The sequence below is a fragment of the Yoonia sp. 208BN28-4 genome, from assembly GCF_037543925.1.
In the GTDB taxonomy this organism is placed as follows: domain Bacteria; phylum Pseudomonadota; class Alphaproteobacteria; order Rhodobacterales; family Rhodobacteraceae; genus Yoonia.
In genome coordinates this window covers 162,982-180,191 of the sequence record NZ_JBBIFY010000002.1, presented here as the reverse complement: position 1 = coordinate 180,191, position 17,210 = coordinate 162,982, and the positions used below count along the sequence as shown (strand labels likewise).

The window sequence follows — 17,210 nt, the reverse complement described above, 5'->3', positions numbered from 1 at the left end:
CTGCGTTGGAGCGGATTGATGACAAATTTATTTATTAGTGAAAGCGAAAAGAAATTACTTGTCGCAGAGATTAAAGACGAGTTGCGATCTTGGGACAAAGTTCGCTTTGGTGCATTTGGTGCGATTTTAGCTATTTGCGGGTTTTTGGGATTTGAGACAATTATTTCATCGATTGTTGATAGGGAAACCAAACCAACTATTGATGCAGCGACTTCGGCGCTCATTCGCGCCGAGATTGTCGGAGATAATAATCTTTTACGCGCTACCGAGTTGAGATTAGACATGGCAGAAATATCTGCCGAAATTGAAGAAAGCCTAAGTAGTCAGAATACAAGATTTGACGACCTGAGCAAACAAACGACTGACGGTCTTCTTACGCTCAGCGAGACCCTGGAGTTTTACGAGGATCAGTTCACGCAGCTCGACCGTCAATTTTTAGAACTTGATGAGGCTCGCTTCCGAATTGAGCAAACCTACAGAAGCGCTGGCAAGGCGCTGCTAATTGAATATCAACCAATCAACGAACTGCCTTCTAATGCGTCTTGCGGGCTACACGCGATCGACGATCTCATTAATTCCCAAGATCCAAAGTCTTTAGGTTGCGGCCGTCTAGTAAGTAGAAGAGCGCTAGATAATTTGGCAACCAGCGTTTCTATTGAAACAATGGCTCTAAGGGCCTTTCTAGACGTTTTCCAAGTAAGACCGCATGGACATAATCCAAACGGTCATCCAATGCTTAGATTAGATCGAGACCGCTTCATTGCCGCAATTGGGGGTGATCTACGCGCTGCCGTCGATGCTGCTCAACTTCCTGATGAAATCCGCTCAATTCTCGATTTTCGAGTGGCATACCGTATAGCGCCCGATGCAGCATTGGAGCAAACTGAGTGGGGCATGACTCGTATTCGCGGCGCAGATTACGCAGATGCTGGCTTCACCTCACCAGCCGCTCTCGTTCAAGAAATCTATATCAATGACGAGAACCAAGTTTACGTGATGCTCAGTCTTCTGGAGAGACGCAATGCGCTCGACGGTTTCAGCAGCGAGAATTGGTCCAAGCTCTACCGCGCGATGCGGCGCGATGTTGATCAAGCCGATTTAGATCGAATTAAAACACGGTATGACATCTGGATCGACAGGGATATTCGTTCCAGACTGCGTAGCCCGCAAACTCCCTTGGAGATCGCTAACATGAAATCGGCCCTCGCTACACTGGGTTTCCTCGACGGCGCTAGTCAGGATACCCTGATCGGCTTTCAGACGCGGCAGGCAATAGAAGCCTTTCAAATACAGCACAATCTTTCAGTCGACGGAGTTCCAGGCACTAACACTTTAGCTGCACTAGAAGTCGCAATGGAAATACATTCACTAGACTAGCGCGCCAGAGCTTGCCACATTTTAATGCACTGTCACCGGATGCAGGTTGTTTTCGCGTGCCAGATGGAAGGCCAGCTTGCGATTGGCGACCAGCGCCAGTTGCGCGCCGTCCTTGTCGTGCACGGCAAACACTGTGTCGACATCGCCAACCTCGTCCTGCACATCGTCTGGCAAGTCGGTCGCGGCAATCGCTTTGACGTAGACAATCTTTTGATCGATCTGATCGAACTTCACTTTGGTATCCATGGTTCTATCCTTTCTTGATCGCAATTGTCTGTACAACGCTTTCGGGCACGGCACGGTTCAGGTCGACGTGCAATAAACCGTTCTCCATCACTGCCTCGCCCACATCAACGCCGTCGGCCAGCACGAAGGATTTCTGGAACTGACGCCCCGCAATGCCGCGATGCAAAAAGACACGCTCCCCCATGTCGTCGGTCTGACGGCCCCGCACGACAAGCTGGTTATCCTCAAGCGTGATCGCCAGATCATCTTCGGCAAAACCGGCAACAGCCAGCGTGATCCGGTAGGATGTCTCGGATGTTTGTTCAATATTATAAGGGGGATAGCCGTCATTACCGGTCTTTGCGGTGCGTTCCACCAACCGTTCAAGCTGCTCAAATCCCAAAAGGAACGGATGCGTTCCCAAAGCCATTTTTGTCATGCGACACGTCCTCATACGTTCAAGCGACTGTGTGTATCGGGCCCCGAAACCGGCTGCCCGTTAGCATAAATATGGGGAGAGGAACCTGATCTGGCAAGGGGCAGCCACAAGCGCGCACATATGTTTTCCTTGTCGCGCGCAGGCCGACCTGTCACGCTTGCAGGTATTTTATGCATTATTTCAAAAAGGTATTTCCGATGTGCAATGTTTCCCGCCCTATTGGGCGTCTTGGCGTGACTGCGGCTGCGTTACTTCTTGGCGCTTGCAGCACGACAAACACTGGCTCCGGCCCCAATAACAACGTCTATCGCACGCTGTTGAACACCGATGCCGCCACGTCCGAAGTAGTGGCTGTAATGCGCAGGTTTGAAACCGGCGGATCGGTTGACCCCGATCTTCGCGTGGTCGCTGACGGCTCTATTACACACGATACGCAGGCATTCACGCTCACCCTGCCCGCCAATCAGCCGCTGATCACGGACAGTGACGGGCCTGACAACAACAACCAGCTGGTGGACGATACGACCCCCGCAATCACCGGCACCAATGTTATTCAAGAGGTCGACAACGGCTATGGCTATGTGCAGCCACTGCTGATCAATGATCCCACCGGCACCAACAATATCCGCTACTACGGCTTTGCCGGTATCCCGCTCCAGACCGAGGATTTCCCGTCATCCGGCACGGCTATCTTCAACGGCACAATCGGCGGGAACGCCCCGTTTGAGGATTGGGAAAAAGAGCCAGCAACGCTGACGGCAACCTTTGACGGCGCGAACAGCACCGTGGCACTGGCCGCGCAAAACACGACCTCTGGCGGTGTGGTGGTGGACCTGTCGATCACAGGCGCACAGTTCACCGGTGACACATTTGGCGGCGGCACCGCTGTCGCGACCGCCGACGGCGTGCCGATTGATATCTCCAGTCAAGTCGCGCCAGACTTTACAGGCAGGCTTTTTGGTTTGAACGAAGATACCGGCATGCCGGGTGATGTGGGTGCACTGTTCGGGGCCAAGGGTGCTGTCAGCACCTTTGATCTGATCATGCTGGGCACCACAATTACCCCGTAACTGGCCCGTAATTGCGCCGCGCGGGGTGGTTTACGCCTGCCTGCGCGGCAAATGAAGTGCACAGGCACTAGCGGCAAGCCGCCGCGTGATCTATCGTGAGGGCAGAACCGGAACAGGCTGCCGCTGATGAACAACTCCGCCAAGATGGAACAGACCGAGGTGCTACGCGTGGAACTGGCCGTTTTGCGGCAGGAACACCGCGATCTGGATGATGCAATCCATGCGCTTCACGCCAAGGGCGCGCCCGATATGCTGACGCTGCAACGGCTCAAGCGGCAAAAACTTTCGCTCAAAGACCAGATCAGCCGGCTTGAAGACCGCCTTACCCCCGACATCATCGCGTAAAGGCGTTGCACAGCCCCCCCTGCCGATTATAGTGCCGTTTCAAGGCATCTAAGGCGCAGCATCATGTCCCATCCCCCTGTCGGTATCATCATGGGCAGTCAGTCCGACTGGTCCACCATGCGCGAGGCAGCAGAGATGCTTGATGCGCTTGGCGTTACCTATGAAACCAAGATCGTCTCCGCACACCGCACGCCCGACCGCCTGTGGGACTATGGTAAAACGGCTGTGGATCGCGGGTTGCAGGTGATCATTGCAGGTGCTGGCGGTGCGGCCCATCTGCCCGGCATGATGGCCTCCAAGACCCGCGTGCCTGTGATCGGTGTGCCGGTCCAGACAAAAGCGCTTTCCGGTGTCGACAGCCTCTATTCGATCCTGCAAATGCCGCGCGGCTTTCCGGTGGCGACCATGGCGATTGGGGCCGCTGGTGCAGCCAATGCCGGGCTGATGGCCGCAGGTATTCTGGCCCTGAACGATACGGGCCTTGCCGCCCGCCTCGACCAGTGGCGCGCCGATCTGTCGGCCTCAATCCCGCAAGAGCCGCAAGATGACTGAACCTTTGGAAACCGGCGCCACCATTGGCATTTTGGGCGGCGGACAACTGGGCCGCATGCTGTCAGTCGCGGCAGCACGGCTGGGTTTCAAAACCTGCATCTATGAACCTGCCGGTGATTGCCCCGCGTCCCATGTGGCCAACTACCACTTCAAGGCCGCCTATGACGATCACGATGCGCTGCGCCAGTTTGCGCAAGCCGTGGACGTGATCACCTACGAATTTGAAAACATCCCCACCAGCGCCTCGGACCTGCTGGAAGAAATCAAGCCGATCCACCCGAACAGACGCGCGCTTGCCACATCGCAGGACCGGCTGACGGAAAAGACATTCCTGAATGATCTGGGCCTGACCACAGCGCCATTTGCCGATGTGACCGATGCGCAAAGCCTTGATGCAGCCATTGCCGACATCGGCTGCCCGGCCATCCTGAAAACCCGCACAATGGGATATGATGGCAAGGGCCAGTCGCGCCTGTCGTCGCCTGATGATGCGGCCCGTGCGCTGGACGATATGGCCGGTGCCAGTGCCGTCCTCGAAGGGTTTGTGACCTTCACACACGAAGTATCTGTGATTGCCGCCCGCAATGCAGACGGACAGGTCGCCTGTTACGACCCGGGCGAAAACGTGCACGAGAACGGCATCCTGTCCACCACTACGGTGCCCGCAAAACTCACGCCGTCACAGCGCACCGATGCCGTGCTGATCGCCGCCAAAATTCTGAACGCACTGGATTACGTCGGCGTCATGGGGGTGGAGCTTTTTGTGACCCGCGACGGGCTTATCGTGAACGAGATTGCCCCACGCGTGCACAACTCCGGCCATTGGACCCAGAACGGCTGCCTGATCGACCAGTTCGAACAGCATATCCGCGCCGTGGCAGGCTGGCCTTTGGGTGATGGCGTGCGCTACGCGAATGTGACCATGGAAAACCTGATCGGCGATGATGTGGACCGCTTGCCGCAAGTCGCCGCGACTGACACGGCGATCCATCTTTACGGAAAAGCCGACGCCAAACCGGGACGCAAAATGGGCCATGTGAACCGGATCACCGGTCACCCCTGACCACGCGCATCATTTTGCCAGAAATACTCACCTGCGGGATGGCGGGCGGGACGTCGTGCTTGCACGCGTGTCGCACCGCCAGACCGGATCAATCCAGCCCGAACACCACATTGCCAATGCTCAATCCGCGATCAAAGCGGCCTTCGGTCAGGAACGCCTGCACTTGCGCGATCACCACCGGATTGTTCATCATGAACGTATGCGTGACAGGCAGCACAATGTGATCGGTCATGCCCTCTAGCCGTGTGGATTCAACCGACACTTTCCCGTCGTCAGGCCCGTCAATCAGCGTTGAATAGACCGGGTTCAGGCTGGTGTTACCCGCAATAATCCCGATCTCGTAGGGTACGCTGTCCAGCTCGTTGGGCACCGATGTGATGCCTGCCTCTTCCTGCTCGGACGTGCCAAGCTGAAGGCCCGCAGGGCCATGCACCCATTCAAAGGGTTCAAAATCACCAAAAATATCAACCAGTTCCGACCCGTTGTTGGGTGGCGCAAGCATCACAACGCGGCCCATCTGGGCAGGCCGCGCCTCTGACAACCACGCGCGGGCAAGGATACCGCCCATCGAATGGGTCACAAAATTCACGCGCTTGTCACCGCAGGCCGCCACATCCGCAGGCACAGCCTCGCGCACAAGGCGTTCAATCGGCAGATCGGTGGATGGATAGCCGGTGTTCACCACCTGATACCCTGCCGCCTCAAGCACAGCGGCCATCGGCACCAGCGACACTTCCGATCGCGCCAGCCCGTGAAGCAGCACCACGCATTCGTCTGTGGTGCGCGGTTGCGCCTGCACAAGGCTTTGCGCCAGTGGCGCGCAGCCAAGCAAGGCCAGTGAGGCGATCAGTAAGCGTTTCATGCATCATAGGTAACACCGCTTTACGCAAAGAAAAGGTGCGCCGATCCTGACCTTGCGTCTTTTGCGCCCCCGCGTCACGGTGCGCTTATGGCCAAACCCCCTCGTCTTGCTGTCCGTGCTGTCGTCTTGCACGAAAACCGTTTGCTTTTGGTGAACGCTTGGAAAGCCTCTGACCGGTTGCTGTGCGCGCCCGGTGGTGGTGTCGAACCGCACAGCAGCCTGCATGACAATCTGCACCGCGAGATCATGGAGGAATGCGGCCTGACGATCGCCATCGGCCCCACTTGTCTGGTCAACGAATTTCACGATCCGGCCCACGACTATCATCAGGTTGATGTGTATTTCCGCTGCACGATCACGGGCGGCGATCCTTATGGCGACTGGACCGATCCCGAAGGTATCGTCACCACCCGCCGTTGGTTCACACGCGCACAAATGGCAGATCTGACCATCAAACCCGATAGTCTTGCCGCTGTGGCATGGGGCGATACGGATGCGCCGGATTATGATCCGCTAGAACCGATCTTGCGCTAGCGCCGCAGTAGCGACACCGCAATTCCGCCCAGCACGAGCACGCCCGCGATCACCAGTCGCGTCGTTAGCGCTTCGCCCAGAAAAACCACACCAGCGGCCACCGCGATCACAGGCACGCTCAACTGTGCGACAGCCGCCGTCACCGTCGGGAGGGCGGGCAACACAAGATACCAAAGCGCATAGCCCAGCCCTGATGTCACAGCACCTGCCAAAACCGCTGTTGCCACCCCGCCCGCATTGATTTGACCGGCCAGCGGCAACATGAGCGCCAGAGCCACTAATGGCAGACACAGGCCAAAATTGACCGCAGTAGCGCCCAAAGCATCCGCCTCGCCACGCCCGAGCAACGTGTAAACTGCCCAAGCGACACCAGCAGCGACCATCAGGATCGACCCCAGCAATGGCACTGCTGTATCCCCAGCAGGCCAGAGCAACACCGCTAATCCAACCAGCGCAATCGCGGCCCCTACCCAGCGCAACGGTGCAATCTTTTGCCGCTCGACCACGGCCCAGCCGAACATCACCACCTGCAAAACGCCAAAAAGGATCAACGCGCCCAGCCCCGCGCCAAGGCTCAGGTAAGCCGCCGAAAAGCCGATCATATAGATCGCGAGCGCCAAGGCCCCGGCGATGCGTTTTGGATGCAACACCACAGGGCGAGGCGTCCTGCGAGGGACGACGAGCAGCGCGAGCATAGCAGCCCCCGCGCCCGTTCGGATCACCGCAAAGACCAGCGGGTCCATCCCATAGGTCGCCACCCCGATCCGGTTCAGCACCGAATTGGCGGCAAAGGCTGTCATGACAAGGGTGGTGAGGAGGAACAGTTGCATGTGGTGCAGCTAGACGCTTTTACGCGCAGCTGTGCAATCCCCATCGCAGGGTCGTGATGGCTTGCAACGCAAAAGGGCGCCCCGTTTGGGACGCCCTTGTTTCGTGTCTGACGGTGGGGTTCTCGTGACCTTTTGACAAGCAAAAGGCACTGCCACCCCCGACACTTTCGGGCAAAGCCCGAGAAGTGGTTACATCATGCCGCCCATGCCGCCCATGTCGGGCATGCCGCCGCCTGCACCGCCGCCGTCTTTCGACGGACGATCAGCGACCATGGCTTCTGTTGTGATCAGCAGACCGGCAACCGATGCTGCGTCCTGAAGTGCTGTGCGCACAACTTTCGCAGGGTCGATCACGCCGAACTTGAACATGTCGCCATATTCTTCGCTCTGTGCGTTAAAGCCGAACGCCTTGTCGTCGCTCTCGCGGATTTTGCCAGCCACAACGGACCCGTCAACACCGGAGTTTTCAGCGATCTGACGCAGAGGTGCTTCGATCGCCTTGCGGACGATGGAGATACCCACGTTCTGGTCAGAGTTTGCACCCTCAAGACCTTCCAGCGCCTTGCCACCCTGAATAAGGGCAACACCACCGCCAACGACAACACCTTCCTGCACAGCAGCACGGGTTGCGTTCAGCGCGTCATCAACGCGGTCTTTACGCTCTTTCACTTCCACTTCGGACATGCCACCCACGCGGATCACGGCAACACCGCCGGCCAGCTTGGCCACACGCTCTTGCAGCTTCTCACGGTCGTAGTCGCTGTCTGTGGTTTCGATCTGGCTGCGGATCTGTGTCACGCGTGCTTCGATCTCGGCCTTATCGCCACCACCGTCGACGATTGTTGTTTCGTCCTTGGTGATGTTCACGCGCTTGGCAGAACCCAGCATGTCGATTGTGACATTCTCAAGCTTCATGCCCAGATCTTCGGAGATCACCTGACCACCTGTCAGGATCGCGATGTCCTGCAGCATGGCTTTGCGACGGTCACCAAAGCCCGGTGCCTTCACAGCAGCGATCTTAAGACCACCGCGCAGCTTGTTCACGACGAGCGTGGCAAGGGCTTCGCCCTCGACGTCCTCGGCGATGATCAGAAGCGGCTTGCCGGACTGGATCACGGACTCGAGCAGTGGGACCATTGGCTGAAGCGACGACAGTTTTTTCTCGTGCAACAGGATGATCGCATCCTCCAGCTCGGCTGTCATCTTTTCGGTGTTGGTGGTGAAGTATGGCGACAGGTAGCCGCGGTCGAACTGCATGCCTTCAACAACATCGGTCTCTGTTTCCAGACCTTTGTTTTCTTCTACAGTGATCACGCCTTCGTTGCCGACGCGCTGCATGGCGTCTGCGATCTGGCGACCGATTTCTTCTTCGCCGTTGGCAGAGATCGTGCCGACCTGGGCAACTTCGTCGCTGTCGGACACAGGGCGTGCCGCCGCTTTGATCGCTTCAACAACTTTGGACGTTGCCAGATCGATACCGCGCTTAAGGTCCATCGGGTTCATGCCAGCGGCAACCGACTTCATGCCTTCGCGCACGATAGCCTGGGCCAGAACTGTGGCAGTTGTTGTACCGTCACCGGCTTCGTCGTTGGTGCGGGAAGCAACTTCCTTCACCATCTGCGCGCCCATGTTCTCGAACTTGTCCTCAAGCTCGATCTCTTTGGCAACAGATACACCGTCTTTGGTGATGCGTGGTGCGCCGAACGATTTGTCCAGAACCACGTTACGGCCTTTAGGGCCCAGTGTTACTTTGACGGCGTCAGCAAGGATGTTCACACCCTTGAGCATGCGATTGCGTGCGTCTGTGCCGAATTTGACGTCTTTAGCAGCCATGGATTAGCTCCTTTGAATTTCTGTGTTTGGATCGCGTCTTTCTGTCTGGCGGGTTCCCCCGCCAAGCCCACTTACATGGTGCCCAGAATGTCGCTTTCTTTCATGATCAGCAGGTCTTCACCGTCGATCTTTACTTCGGTGCCGGACCACTTGCCGAACAGGACCTTGTCGCCTGCTTTGACAGCCATCGGGATCAGCTCACCGCTGTCCTTGCGTGCACCTTCGCCGCACGAGACGATCTCGCCTTCGGCTGGCTTTTCTTTTGCGCTGTCTGGAATGATCAGACCGCCTGCTGTTTTCTCGTCGCTTTCGATGCGACGCACCAATACACGGTCATGAAGTGGTGTGAATGCCATGTCGAAACTTCCCTGAGTTTGCGTTTCTACTGTCGTTAGCACTCACCAGTAGCGAGTGATAACGATGGGTAGGTAGGCAAGCAGACGGGGTGTGTCAACAGGGTGCGGCTGGCCAATTCAAAAAATCGGGGCCGCTTGGCACGAGGCAAGCGGTTGCAAGCATTTTGCTGGTGCCGCGAATGGCGGGCTCGAGCCCACTTTAACCGATGCTGCATTTTATTCGAACGCCAGCTAGTTGCGATCTACTCCAAGGTATCCCGCCATGCGAGCTTTGGTTGAAAACCAACCATCTTCTTGGCTTTCTTGTTCGAAAAGAACGTCTCGTAGGTGTCCATTTCGCTGCGCACTTCGACGCCCTGATAGAACTGCGCGATGACTTGCTCCGAAGTGATCCCGACCGACGTATCGTCGTTTGATACATTAAACACTTCGTATCCCAATCCGTCCGTTTTCAGGCAGCAATCGACCATATGCCCCAAATCACGGGCATCGATATAGGCGAATATGTTTCGGCGGCGAAGGGCCGGATCTTTCACGAAGGCTGGGAACATTTCGGCATATTCGTGCGGCTCAATCACGTTATTAATCCGTAAACCATAGATGTCGGCACCGGTCCGAGCTTGAAATGAACGGGCTGTCATCTCGTTGCAGACCTTCGACATGGCATAGCTGTCATGGGGTACGGTTGGATGGGTCTCGTCAATCGGCACAAAATCCGGTTTGAGCTCTCCGTCCGCAAAGCAGATGGCGTAGGTTGTTTCAGAGCTTGCAAAGATCACCTTGGGCACACCCAGCTTGGTTGCGGCCTCGATCACATTATAGGTGGTTAAGGTATTCCGGCGAAAGCACTCGCCATCTGTCCCGATCATGACGCGCGGGATCGCCGCAAAATGCACAACGGCATCATAGGTGGGCACACCAGTGCCCGCGTCCAGCTCGCCGAATTCGACGAATTGTGACATCGCACCAATGACCTGACCCGCGTCGCACAGGTCAATCAGCAACTCCGGACAGTCGAGGCCGGACGGCGCTTGATCAACATTCACAACATGGTGGCCCTGCGCCATGAGGTGCCGGATCGCCCATTTGCCCGCCTTGCCGCTACCGCCTGTAAAGAAAACCCGCATCTTACCCTCCGATTTTGACACATGAGCGTCGTTTTGATTTGATCCTGATGTATGAACACTTTGAACGATGTTTCCCTTGTTCGAACCGGCCAATCAAATTGTCATACCAACGCTTGCCTGCATCATGAATTGCGCCCCGATGGGTCGTGTTGCAGCACCAATTGCCCGGGCCTTGCCGCCTATGCTGCCGCTTTCGATACGAGGCTGGATCAGGCCACGGGTGTCTTGTGTCACAACGTAACGGCGAACACGGCTGACCAAGTCTTCACGGACGCTGGCCGGGAATGCACCGTCGATGAGGATCGCTTCGAAATCGATGACTGAGCAGGTAGACAAGGCTGCTTTCGCAAGCTCTTGGGCCGTCTGACCCAGCCATGGGTCAACGTAGCGTGACAGGTTATGCCAGCTTTCGGGGTCCGACCAGAGTTGTTGCGGGTCCAGATCAACTTCACGAAGACGCAATTCCAGCTGATGGATCGAAGCCATATCGACCAACTGCATGCTTTCACCATTGGGGCCGATACTTCGCAATGAACCAAGTGCACCCGCGTTCCCCTGACGGCCTTCAAAGACGGAGTTGTTCAACACAATCCCGCCGCCAATGAAGGCTCCGATAAAGAAGTAGGCGTAATCGCGAAACTCTTTGCCGCGACCGTAAGTGTGTTCGGCCTGACAAGCGGCCGTTGCATCGTTCAGAAGGTGTACGGGAAAATCTGTTCGTGCTTGAGCTTCCTCTTTCAGGTCAATTCCTTCCCATGGGGCGAATGCCGCCGACATGTCCATCGATGGGTCAGGCCAGTTCCACATCTCGAAAGGGGCCGCGATCCCGATGCCACAAATACGCGCGGAGTGATCGGGGTCCATCGCCTCCGTGATGCTGCGAACGCCTTCTTCCAGAAAGTCAAAAATGTCGTCGGGAACGGGTATCGGATAGGTCAGTTGGCGTTCTTCGCGCAGCTCTCCGTTCAGGTCAATCAAAACCAGATCGGCGGACCTGCGACCAATTTTGAGGCCGAAGGAAAACACCCCGTTTGATGCCAGCCGCATTGGGATAGATGGCTTGCCGACCTTGCCGCGCACAGGGTCTCCACGCTCAAGAATACCTTCTCCTTCAAGGCGGCGCAGGATGGTTGAAACTGTTGGCGGGGAAAGTTCTGCCAGCTTTGCCAGATCGCTTCCGGGCATGTGGCCATTGCGTTGAAGCAATGACAGCAAAAGCCGTTCATTGTGATCTCTAACGCCCTTTTGGCTAAGGCCTGTGCTGATCGATCTGATGAGTCCATCTTCCATGCCCTGCACCATAGCAGCCCTCGTATACAGGTAAACATATTAATAAGAAAAGTTAACTAATTAATTGACAGGTGCTTGAGAATCGGATTTCTTAAAGTCAAGCGATGGGCAAGTGCCGGTCGTACAAATTGTCAGGGTGGAGGCTCTGACACATAAATTGTCTGGGAGGACATCATGAAAAAGTTGCTCATCGGCACTGCTCTTGCTGCCATTACATCCGCTGGTTCCGCTATGGCTGACGGTCACGCTGTTTCCGCGTGCCTGATCACTAAAACCGACACCAACCCATTCTTCGTTAAGATGCGCGAAGGCGCTGAAGCTGCAGCCGCAGAGGCTGGCATTACACTGAACTCCTACGCGGGTCAGGTTGACGGTGATCACGAGACACAGGTTGCCGCGATTGAAACATGCATTCTTGATGGTGCATCCGGTATTCTGCTGACCGCGTCCGACACATCGTCCATTGTTGGCGCTGTCCAACAGGCACGTGACGCGGGCCTTCTGGTCATCGCTCTCGACACACCGCTTGATCCGGTTGATGCGGCAGACGCGACATTCGCCACAGACAATTTCCTGGCTGGTGAGTTGATCGGCCAGTGGGCTGCGGCACAGCTGGGTGACGACGCTGCAAATGCAAAGATCGCCTTGCTCGACCTTGCCGTGTCCCAGCCAACTGTTGGCGTGCTGCGCGATCAGGGTTTCTTGCAGGGGTTCGGCATTGATTTGGCCGACCCGAACGTAAATGGCGACGAAGATGATCCACGGATTGTTGGCAACGACGTGACCGCAGGCAACGAAGAAGGCGGGCGCACCGCAATGGAAAACCTCCTCGCCGTCGATCCTGAAATCAACGTTGTCTACACGATCAACGAACCTGCCGCTGCGGGTGCCTACGAGGCCCTGCGGTCGATCGGTCGTGAAAATGACGTTCTGATCGTCTCCGTCGATGGCGGCTGCCCCGGCGTTCAGAACATCGATGATGGCGTCATCGGTGCAACAGCCCAGCAGTATCCCCTGCGCATGGCAGCACTCGGGATCGAAGCCATTGCAGCCTATGCGGCCGATGGCACACTGCCTGAAAACACACCTGGCAAAGACTTCTTCGACACAGGCGTCGCCTTGGTCACCGATCAGCCAGCTGAGGGTGTTGAAAGCATTTCTGTTGCCGAAGGCACGGAGCTTTGCTGGGGCTAAGCCATTCCTCCCGCATCTGACGATAGATGCAACTCAAGGGGCGGGAATATTTTCCGCCCCTTTTTACGCTGTAGGATATGTTCCTACACGACATTCAATTCAAAGTGAGGGGATCGAACAATGTCTCGCAATGCCGACGATTTTGAAGCGGCCATCAAGCCATCCACCACCGATACGGTGGCGGAATTTATCGAACGCAAAGGTTTTCTTGCACGGTTGCAACACGCACTGCATGTGAATCCTGCGCTTGTTCCGTTGTTCGTTCTATTGGTTTCCATTGTCCTATTCACGCTTTTGTTAGGATCGAGATTCCTCTCTCCCTTTGCGTTGACGCTAATCCTTCAACAGGTGCAGATCGTCGGTATCGTTGCCGCCGCTCAGAGCCTCGTGATCCTGACCGCGGGTATCGACCTCAGCGTCGGCGCCATCGCAGTGCTCTCAAGCGTGATCATGGGGCAGTTTACGTTCCGGTATGGTATTCCGGTTGAGATTGCTGTGGTGATTGGCCTGACGTTCGGAACGTTGGTCGGAACGTTCAATGGCTGGCTTGTTGCGGTGATGAAGCTCCCCCCCTTCATCGTCACACTCGGCATGTGGCAGATCGTTTTGGCTGCAAACTTCCTGTACTCGGCAAACGAAACAATCCGCAGCCAAGAGATTGAAGAAAACGCGCCTTTGCTGCAGTTTCTCGGCTCGACATTCAAGGTTGGCGCGGACGAGGCAGGGCGCGGAGGTGCGACATTCACGTTTGGCGTCATAGCGATGGTCCTGATCTTTGCTGTCCTCGCCTATGCCCTCAAACACACGGCTTGGGGCCGCCACATCTATGCTGTCGGGGATGATCCCGATGCGGCACAGCTTTCAGGTGTCAACGTCAGATTCACGCTGATCTCTGTTTACGCCGTCACAGGTTTCATCTGCGCCATCGCAGGTTGGGCACTGATCGGACGCATCGGTTCTGTCAGCCCGACGTCTGGGCAACTCCTGAATATCGAAAGCATCACGGCTGTAGTGATTGGCGGCATCTCACTGTTCGGTGGTCGTGGGTCAATCATGGGGCCGCTCTTTGGCGCTCTCATCGTTGGTGTGTTCACTCTTGGCCTTCGCCTTGCCGGTGCTGACGCACAATGGACATTCCTCCTTATTGGCGCACTTATCATTGGTGCCGTCGCAGTAGATCAATGGATCAGAAAGGTCTCAGCATGACTTTGATGGAAAACATCGCGAATGGATCGATTGAACCCATCCTCAAAGGCCGTGGGCTGGTCAAACGCTATGGCAAGGTGACCGCACTTGATCACTGTGACTTCGATCTCTACCCCGGCGAAATTCTCGCCGTGATTGGCGACAACGGGGCGGGCAAGTCCTCCCTAATCAAAGCTGTCTCTGGTGCCGTTGTCCCCGACGAAGGAGAGGTGTTCCTTGAGGGAAAACCGGTCCACTTCACGTCCCCCATTGATGCCCGCAAGGAAGGGATCGAAACGGTCTACCAGACCCTCGCGATGTCGCCTGCTCTGTCCATCGCCGACAACATGTTCATGGGCCGTGAAATCCGCAAACCTGGTTTCCGCGGCAAATGGCTGCGTCAGCTGGATCGCCCGAAAATGGAAAAGGTCGCCCGTGACAAATTGTCAGAGCTGGGCCTGATGACGATCCAGAACATCAACCAAGCGGTCGAGACCCTATCGGGCGGCCAACGGCAAGGTGTGGCTGTGGCGCGTGCTGCCGCGTTCGGGTCCAAGGTCATCATTTTGGACGAGCCCACAGCGGCGCTTGGCGTCAAGGAATCCCGCCGTGTGCTGGAACTGATCCTTGATGTCCGCTCACGCGGTATCCCGATCATCCTTATCAGCCACAACATGCCGCACGTGTTCGAGGTCGCTGATCGCATCCACGTCCACCGTCTTGGCAAACGTCTGTGTGTGATCGATCCGAAAGACTACACTATGTCGGACGCGGTCGCGTTTATGACGGGCGCCAAGGAAGCGCCGGCCTAAATTCGATCAGACTTGGAGAATACTGCGCCAATTTCCGAAACCGGACATTGGCGCAGGCGCAGCGAAGGTTAACTTTGTCCGCATTGCAGCCATCGGCTCCGTCAAGATGTTGCGCGAGCGATCAATGTCCGCTTCGGGGAAGCTGCAGCGCAGCGTTCGATGACACCGGCAAAGTCCGGTTTGGGCCGTCCCTGCAAGCCGTACGACCGCCAGCCACAGCGGATCCTGCATTGCCTCCGATGGCCACGACAAACCCAAACTACATGATTGCTAAGCCGCAGCGAAAGTCGGCAATTGGGAAAGCGACTGCCAAGAAAACCTTCGTAGGTAGGCTCATGGAGAAACGCACTCGCTAATTGGCGCGATCACCCTACTATCATGAGCACCAGTAGGGAGAATTTGGAAATGAATAAGCACACACCGCAGCCTCGCCTGACGGCGGCAGACTTTGACCAAGATCTTCTTGATCTGTACGATTACTACGCTCACGGAAAGATCACGAAGCGCGAGTTCCTCGACCGCGCAGGACGTTGGGCTGTGGGCGGCCTGACGGCTGCCGCGATTTTGAGCACGCTATCGCCGAACTATGCGCTCGCGCAGCAGGTTGAAGAGAACGACCCCGACATTGTGGGCGAGGACATCGTTTACTCCAGCCCCAACGGGACGGGGGACATTACGGGTTACATCGTTCGCCCAGCTGAAATTGATCCAGATCGGCCACCCGCAGCAGTCCTTGTTGTTCATGAAAACAGAGGGCTGAACCCATATATCCGCGACGTTGTTCGGCGGCTTGCAAAGGCGGGGTTCATTGCAATGGGACCTGATGGCCTTTCCTCTCTCGGCGGCTACCCCGGTACTGACGACGAGGGGCGTGATATGCAGCGCACGCTCGATCAAGAGGCTTTGCTTAACGACTTCTTTGCGGGCTTTGAGTATCTTCAGGCGCTTGAGGGAACCAATGGCAAAGTTGGCGCGACGGGGTTCTGTTATGGTGGTGGCGTCGTAAATCGGCTTGCTGCCGCTTATCCTGAAATGGCGGCTGGAGTGCCGTTTTACGGCTCTTTCCCGGATGCTGAACAGGTCGCAGGGATCGAAGCGCCATTGATGGTCCAACTCGCCGCTTTGGATCAACGTATCAATGCCATGTGGCCCCCATTCCAGAAGGCGATGGAAGCAAACGATAAGGCCTACGAGGCGCATATCTATCCGGGCGTCAACCACGGTTTCCACAACGATACGACGCCGCGCTATGACGAAGCGGCAGCGATGCTCGCAGAGGAACGTGTGGTCGCTTGGTTTCGCACCTATCTCGCTTAACGATAGTTGTCGCACCCGCTGAAAGGTGGGTGCGAGACATCCAAACCTGAAGTCTCAGTCACATCAAAAAAGAGATGAGAGCCAATGGTAAAGAACCTATTCGCCGTTGCGATGGTCGCATTTTTTGTTCAGCATCCCGCGCAGGCAGGTTCAGATTTTGCGACTGTGAATGCAGGTATGTTAGTCAGCGAACGTGGTCTTAGTTCTGATCAAGTATAGAACAACTATCTTCTTCCTGTAGCGATGATCGAGCCCGTTGTGATAAATCGCGCCAGTGCCGTTTTTGCGTTGGATCAGGCACTGGTGCTCATTGATCCGGTAGGCCCACAGGATCAATACAGACGCTTCGGCCGACCGGACATTGTTGTGCTAACAAGAGTTCATCCTAGTCATCTAAGTATCGACACCATGATCGGACTCTTGCGCCGCGATACTGTCGTTCTGGCACCGCAAGCTGTGATCGACCAACTGCCGTTGATGATCTCAAACAATGTCATTACGCCATTCGAAGCTGGAATGGTGCAAGAAGTGCTTGGCATTACGTTCAGAGCGCTTCCGACGTCCGCAACCACCCCAAGCGGCGTAGACGTCTATCAGCGTGACCGTGGCGACATCGGTGTTTTGATGGAAGTTGAAGGGGCGCAAATATACTTTTGAGATTGCGATTTCTAGTCGTAATTCATCAGTCAGAGGCGCATTCCTAACGCACCTGCAGACCCCGAAAAGCAGTCATTTGATGAAGAAACACCAACGGCAGTCTCTTCCCGCAGTATATGTGTGTTGGCCTATCATTTGATTT

Annotated in this window: 19 protein-coding genes; 11 read left to right on the top strand and 8 right to left on the bottom strand. The window is 56.1% G+C overall.

Annotated elements, in window-relative coordinates:
- The first annotated feature begins 18 nt into the window (after window positions 1-18).
- Window positions 19-1,377: a peptidoglycan-binding domain-containing protein gene (locus V8J84_RS06955; protein WP_339929449.1), complete on the top strand. Its 1,359-nt coding sequence runs from the start codon at window positions 19-21 to the stop codon at window positions 1,375-1,377.
- A 21-nt stretch (window positions 1,378-1,398) separates the two neighbouring features.
- On the opposite strand, the gene V8J84_RS06950 is transcribed toward V8J84_RS06955, so the two are convergent.
- On the bottom strand, window positions 1,399-1,623 hold the full coding sequence (locus V8J84_RS06950; protein ID WP_339929447.1) for a DUF1150 family protein: 225 nt from the start codon (window positions 1,621-1,623) through the stop codon (window positions 1,399-1,401).
- Window positions 1,624-1,627: 4 nt separating this feature from the next.
- Window positions 1,628-2,041: an Hsp20 family protein gene (locus V8J84_RS06945; RefSeq protein WP_339929445.1), complete on the bottom strand. Its 414-nt coding sequence runs from the start codon at window positions 2,039-2,041 to the stop codon at window positions 1,628-1,630.
- 197 nt (window positions 2,042-2,238) lie between these two features.
- Here V8J84_RS06945 and V8J84_RS06940 point away from each other — a divergent pair, with 197 nt between their 5' ends.
- The 4 genes from V8J84_RS06940 to V8J84_RS06925 all read left to right on the top strand — a co-directional run bounded on the left by V8J84_RS06940 (window position 2,239) and on the right by V8J84_RS06925 (window position 5,071).
- Complete coding sequence (locus V8J84_RS06940) at window positions 2,239-3,111, top strand: hypothetical protein (protein WP_339929443.1); 873 nt, start codon at window positions 2,239-2,241, stop codon at window positions 3,109-3,111.
- 126 nt (window positions 3,112-3,237) lie between these two features.
- Window positions 3,238-3,456, top strand: a complete 219-nt coding sequence (locus tag V8J84_RS06935) for a YdcH family protein (RefSeq protein ID WP_339929441.1) — start codon at window positions 3,238-3,240, stop codon at window positions 3,454-3,456.
- A gap of 63 nt (window positions 3,457-3,519) precedes the next feature.
- Entirely contained in the window at window positions 3,520-4,008 is a 489-nt protein-coding gene (gene purE / locus V8J84_RS06930) for a 5-(carboxyamino)imidazole ribonucleotide mutase (protein WP_339929439.1), read from the top strand.
- Window positions 4,001-5,071: a 5-(carboxyamino)imidazole ribonucleotide synthase gene (locus V8J84_RS06925; RefSeq protein WP_339929437.1), complete on the top strand. Its 1,071-nt coding sequence runs from the start codon at window positions 4,001-4,003 to the stop codon at window positions 5,069-5,071. Before purE ends, V8J84_RS06925 begins: the two co-directional genes overlap by 8 nt.
- 88 nt (window positions 5,072-5,159) lie before the next feature.
- Here V8J84_RS06925 and V8J84_RS06920 read toward each other — a convergent pair whose 3' ends face one another.
- A complete protein-coding gene (locus V8J84_RS06920; RefSeq protein WP_339929435.1) occupies window positions 5,160-5,933 on the bottom strand; it encodes an esterase/lipase family protein in 774 nt (257 codons plus the stop codon).
- 87 nt (window positions 5,934-6,020) lie between these two features.
- Here V8J84_RS06920 and V8J84_RS06915 point away from each other — a divergent pair, with 87 nt between their 5' ends.
- Window positions 6,021-6,467, top strand: a complete 447-nt coding sequence (locus V8J84_RS06915) for an NUDIX hydrolase (RefSeq protein WP_339929432.1) — start codon at window positions 6,021-6,023, stop codon at window positions 6,465-6,467.
- Here V8J84_RS06915 and V8J84_RS06910 read toward each other — a convergent pair.
- From V8J84_RS06910 to V8J84_RS06890, 5 genes are all read right to left on the bottom strand, one after another.
- The gene (locus V8J84_RS06910) at window positions 6,464-7,297 is read right to left on the bottom strand and encodes a DMT family transporter (protein ID WP_339929430.1); all 834 of its coding nucleotides are present in this window, start codon (window positions 7,295-7,297) and stop codon (window positions 6,464-6,466) included. The two genes, V8J84_RS06915 and V8J84_RS06910, sit on opposite strands and share 4 nt — an antisense overlap.
- Window positions 7,298-7,486: 189 nt before the next feature.
- On the bottom strand, window positions 7,487-9,130 hold the full coding sequence (groL, locus tag V8J84_RS06905) for a chaperonin GroEL (RefSeq protein WP_339929428.1): 1,644 nt from the start codon (window positions 9,128-9,130) through the stop codon (window positions 7,487-7,489).
- Between the two features lie 71 nt (window positions 9,131-9,201).
- Window positions 9,202-9,486, bottom strand: coding sequence for a co-chaperone GroES (locus tag V8J84_RS06900; protein ID WP_339929426.1), 285 nt, complete (start codon window positions 9,484-9,486; stop codon window positions 9,202-9,204).
- Between the two features lie 242 nt (window positions 9,487-9,728).
- Window positions 9,729-10,613 (bottom strand): NAD-dependent epimerase/dehydratase family protein, encoded by an 885-nt coding sequence (locus V8J84_RS06895; protein WP_339929424.1) that lies wholly within the window; start codon window positions 10,611-10,613, stop codon window positions 9,729-9,731.
- 93 nt (window positions 10,614-10,706) lie between these two features.
- Window positions 10,707-11,903 (bottom strand): ROK family transcriptional regulator, encoded by a 1,197-nt coding sequence (locus tag V8J84_RS06890; protein ID WP_339929422.1) that lies wholly within the window; start codon window positions 11,901-11,903, stop codon window positions 10,707-10,709.
- 174 nt (window positions 11,904-12,077) lie between these two features.
- Here V8J84_RS06890 and V8J84_RS06885 point away from each other — a divergent pair, with 174 nt between their 5' ends.
- The 5 genes from V8J84_RS06885 to V8J84_RS06865 all read left to right on the top strand — a co-directional run bounded on the left by V8J84_RS06885 (window position 12,078) and on the right by V8J84_RS06865 (window position 17,068).
- Window positions 12,078-13,097: a sugar ABC transporter substrate-binding protein gene (locus V8J84_RS06885; protein ID WP_339929420.1), complete on the top strand. Its 1,020-nt coding sequence runs from the start codon at window positions 12,078-12,080 to the stop codon at window positions 13,095-13,097.
- A 120-nt stretch (window positions 13,098-13,217) separates the two neighbouring features.
- A complete protein-coding gene (locus tag V8J84_RS06880) occupies window positions 13,218-14,303 on the top strand; it encodes an ABC transporter permease (protein ID WP_339929418.1) in 1,086 nt (361 codons plus the stop codon).
- The gene (locus V8J84_RS06875) at window positions 14,300-15,094 is read left to right on the top strand and encodes an ATP-binding cassette domain-containing protein (protein ID WP_339929416.1); all 795 of its coding nucleotides are present in this window, start codon (window positions 14,300-14,302) and stop codon (window positions 15,092-15,094) included. Before V8J84_RS06880 ends, V8J84_RS06875 begins: the two co-directional genes overlap by 4 nt.
- Window positions 15,095-15,499: 405 nt before the next feature.
- Window positions 15,500-16,411 carry a YghX family hydrolase gene (gene yghX / locus V8J84_RS06870; RefSeq protein WP_339930691.1) on the top strand — a complete coding sequence of 304 codons (912 nt, stop codon included), beginning with the start codon at window positions 15,500-15,502 and terminating at the stop codon, window positions 16,409-16,411.
- A 243-nt stretch (window positions 16,412-16,654) separates the two neighbouring features.
- The gene (locus V8J84_RS06865; RefSeq protein ID WP_339929414.1) at window positions 16,655-17,068 is read left to right on the top strand and encodes a hypothetical protein; all 414 of its coding nucleotides are present in this window, start codon (window positions 16,655-16,657) and stop codon (window positions 17,066-17,068) included.
- Window positions 17,069-17,210: the final 142 nt, after the last annotated feature.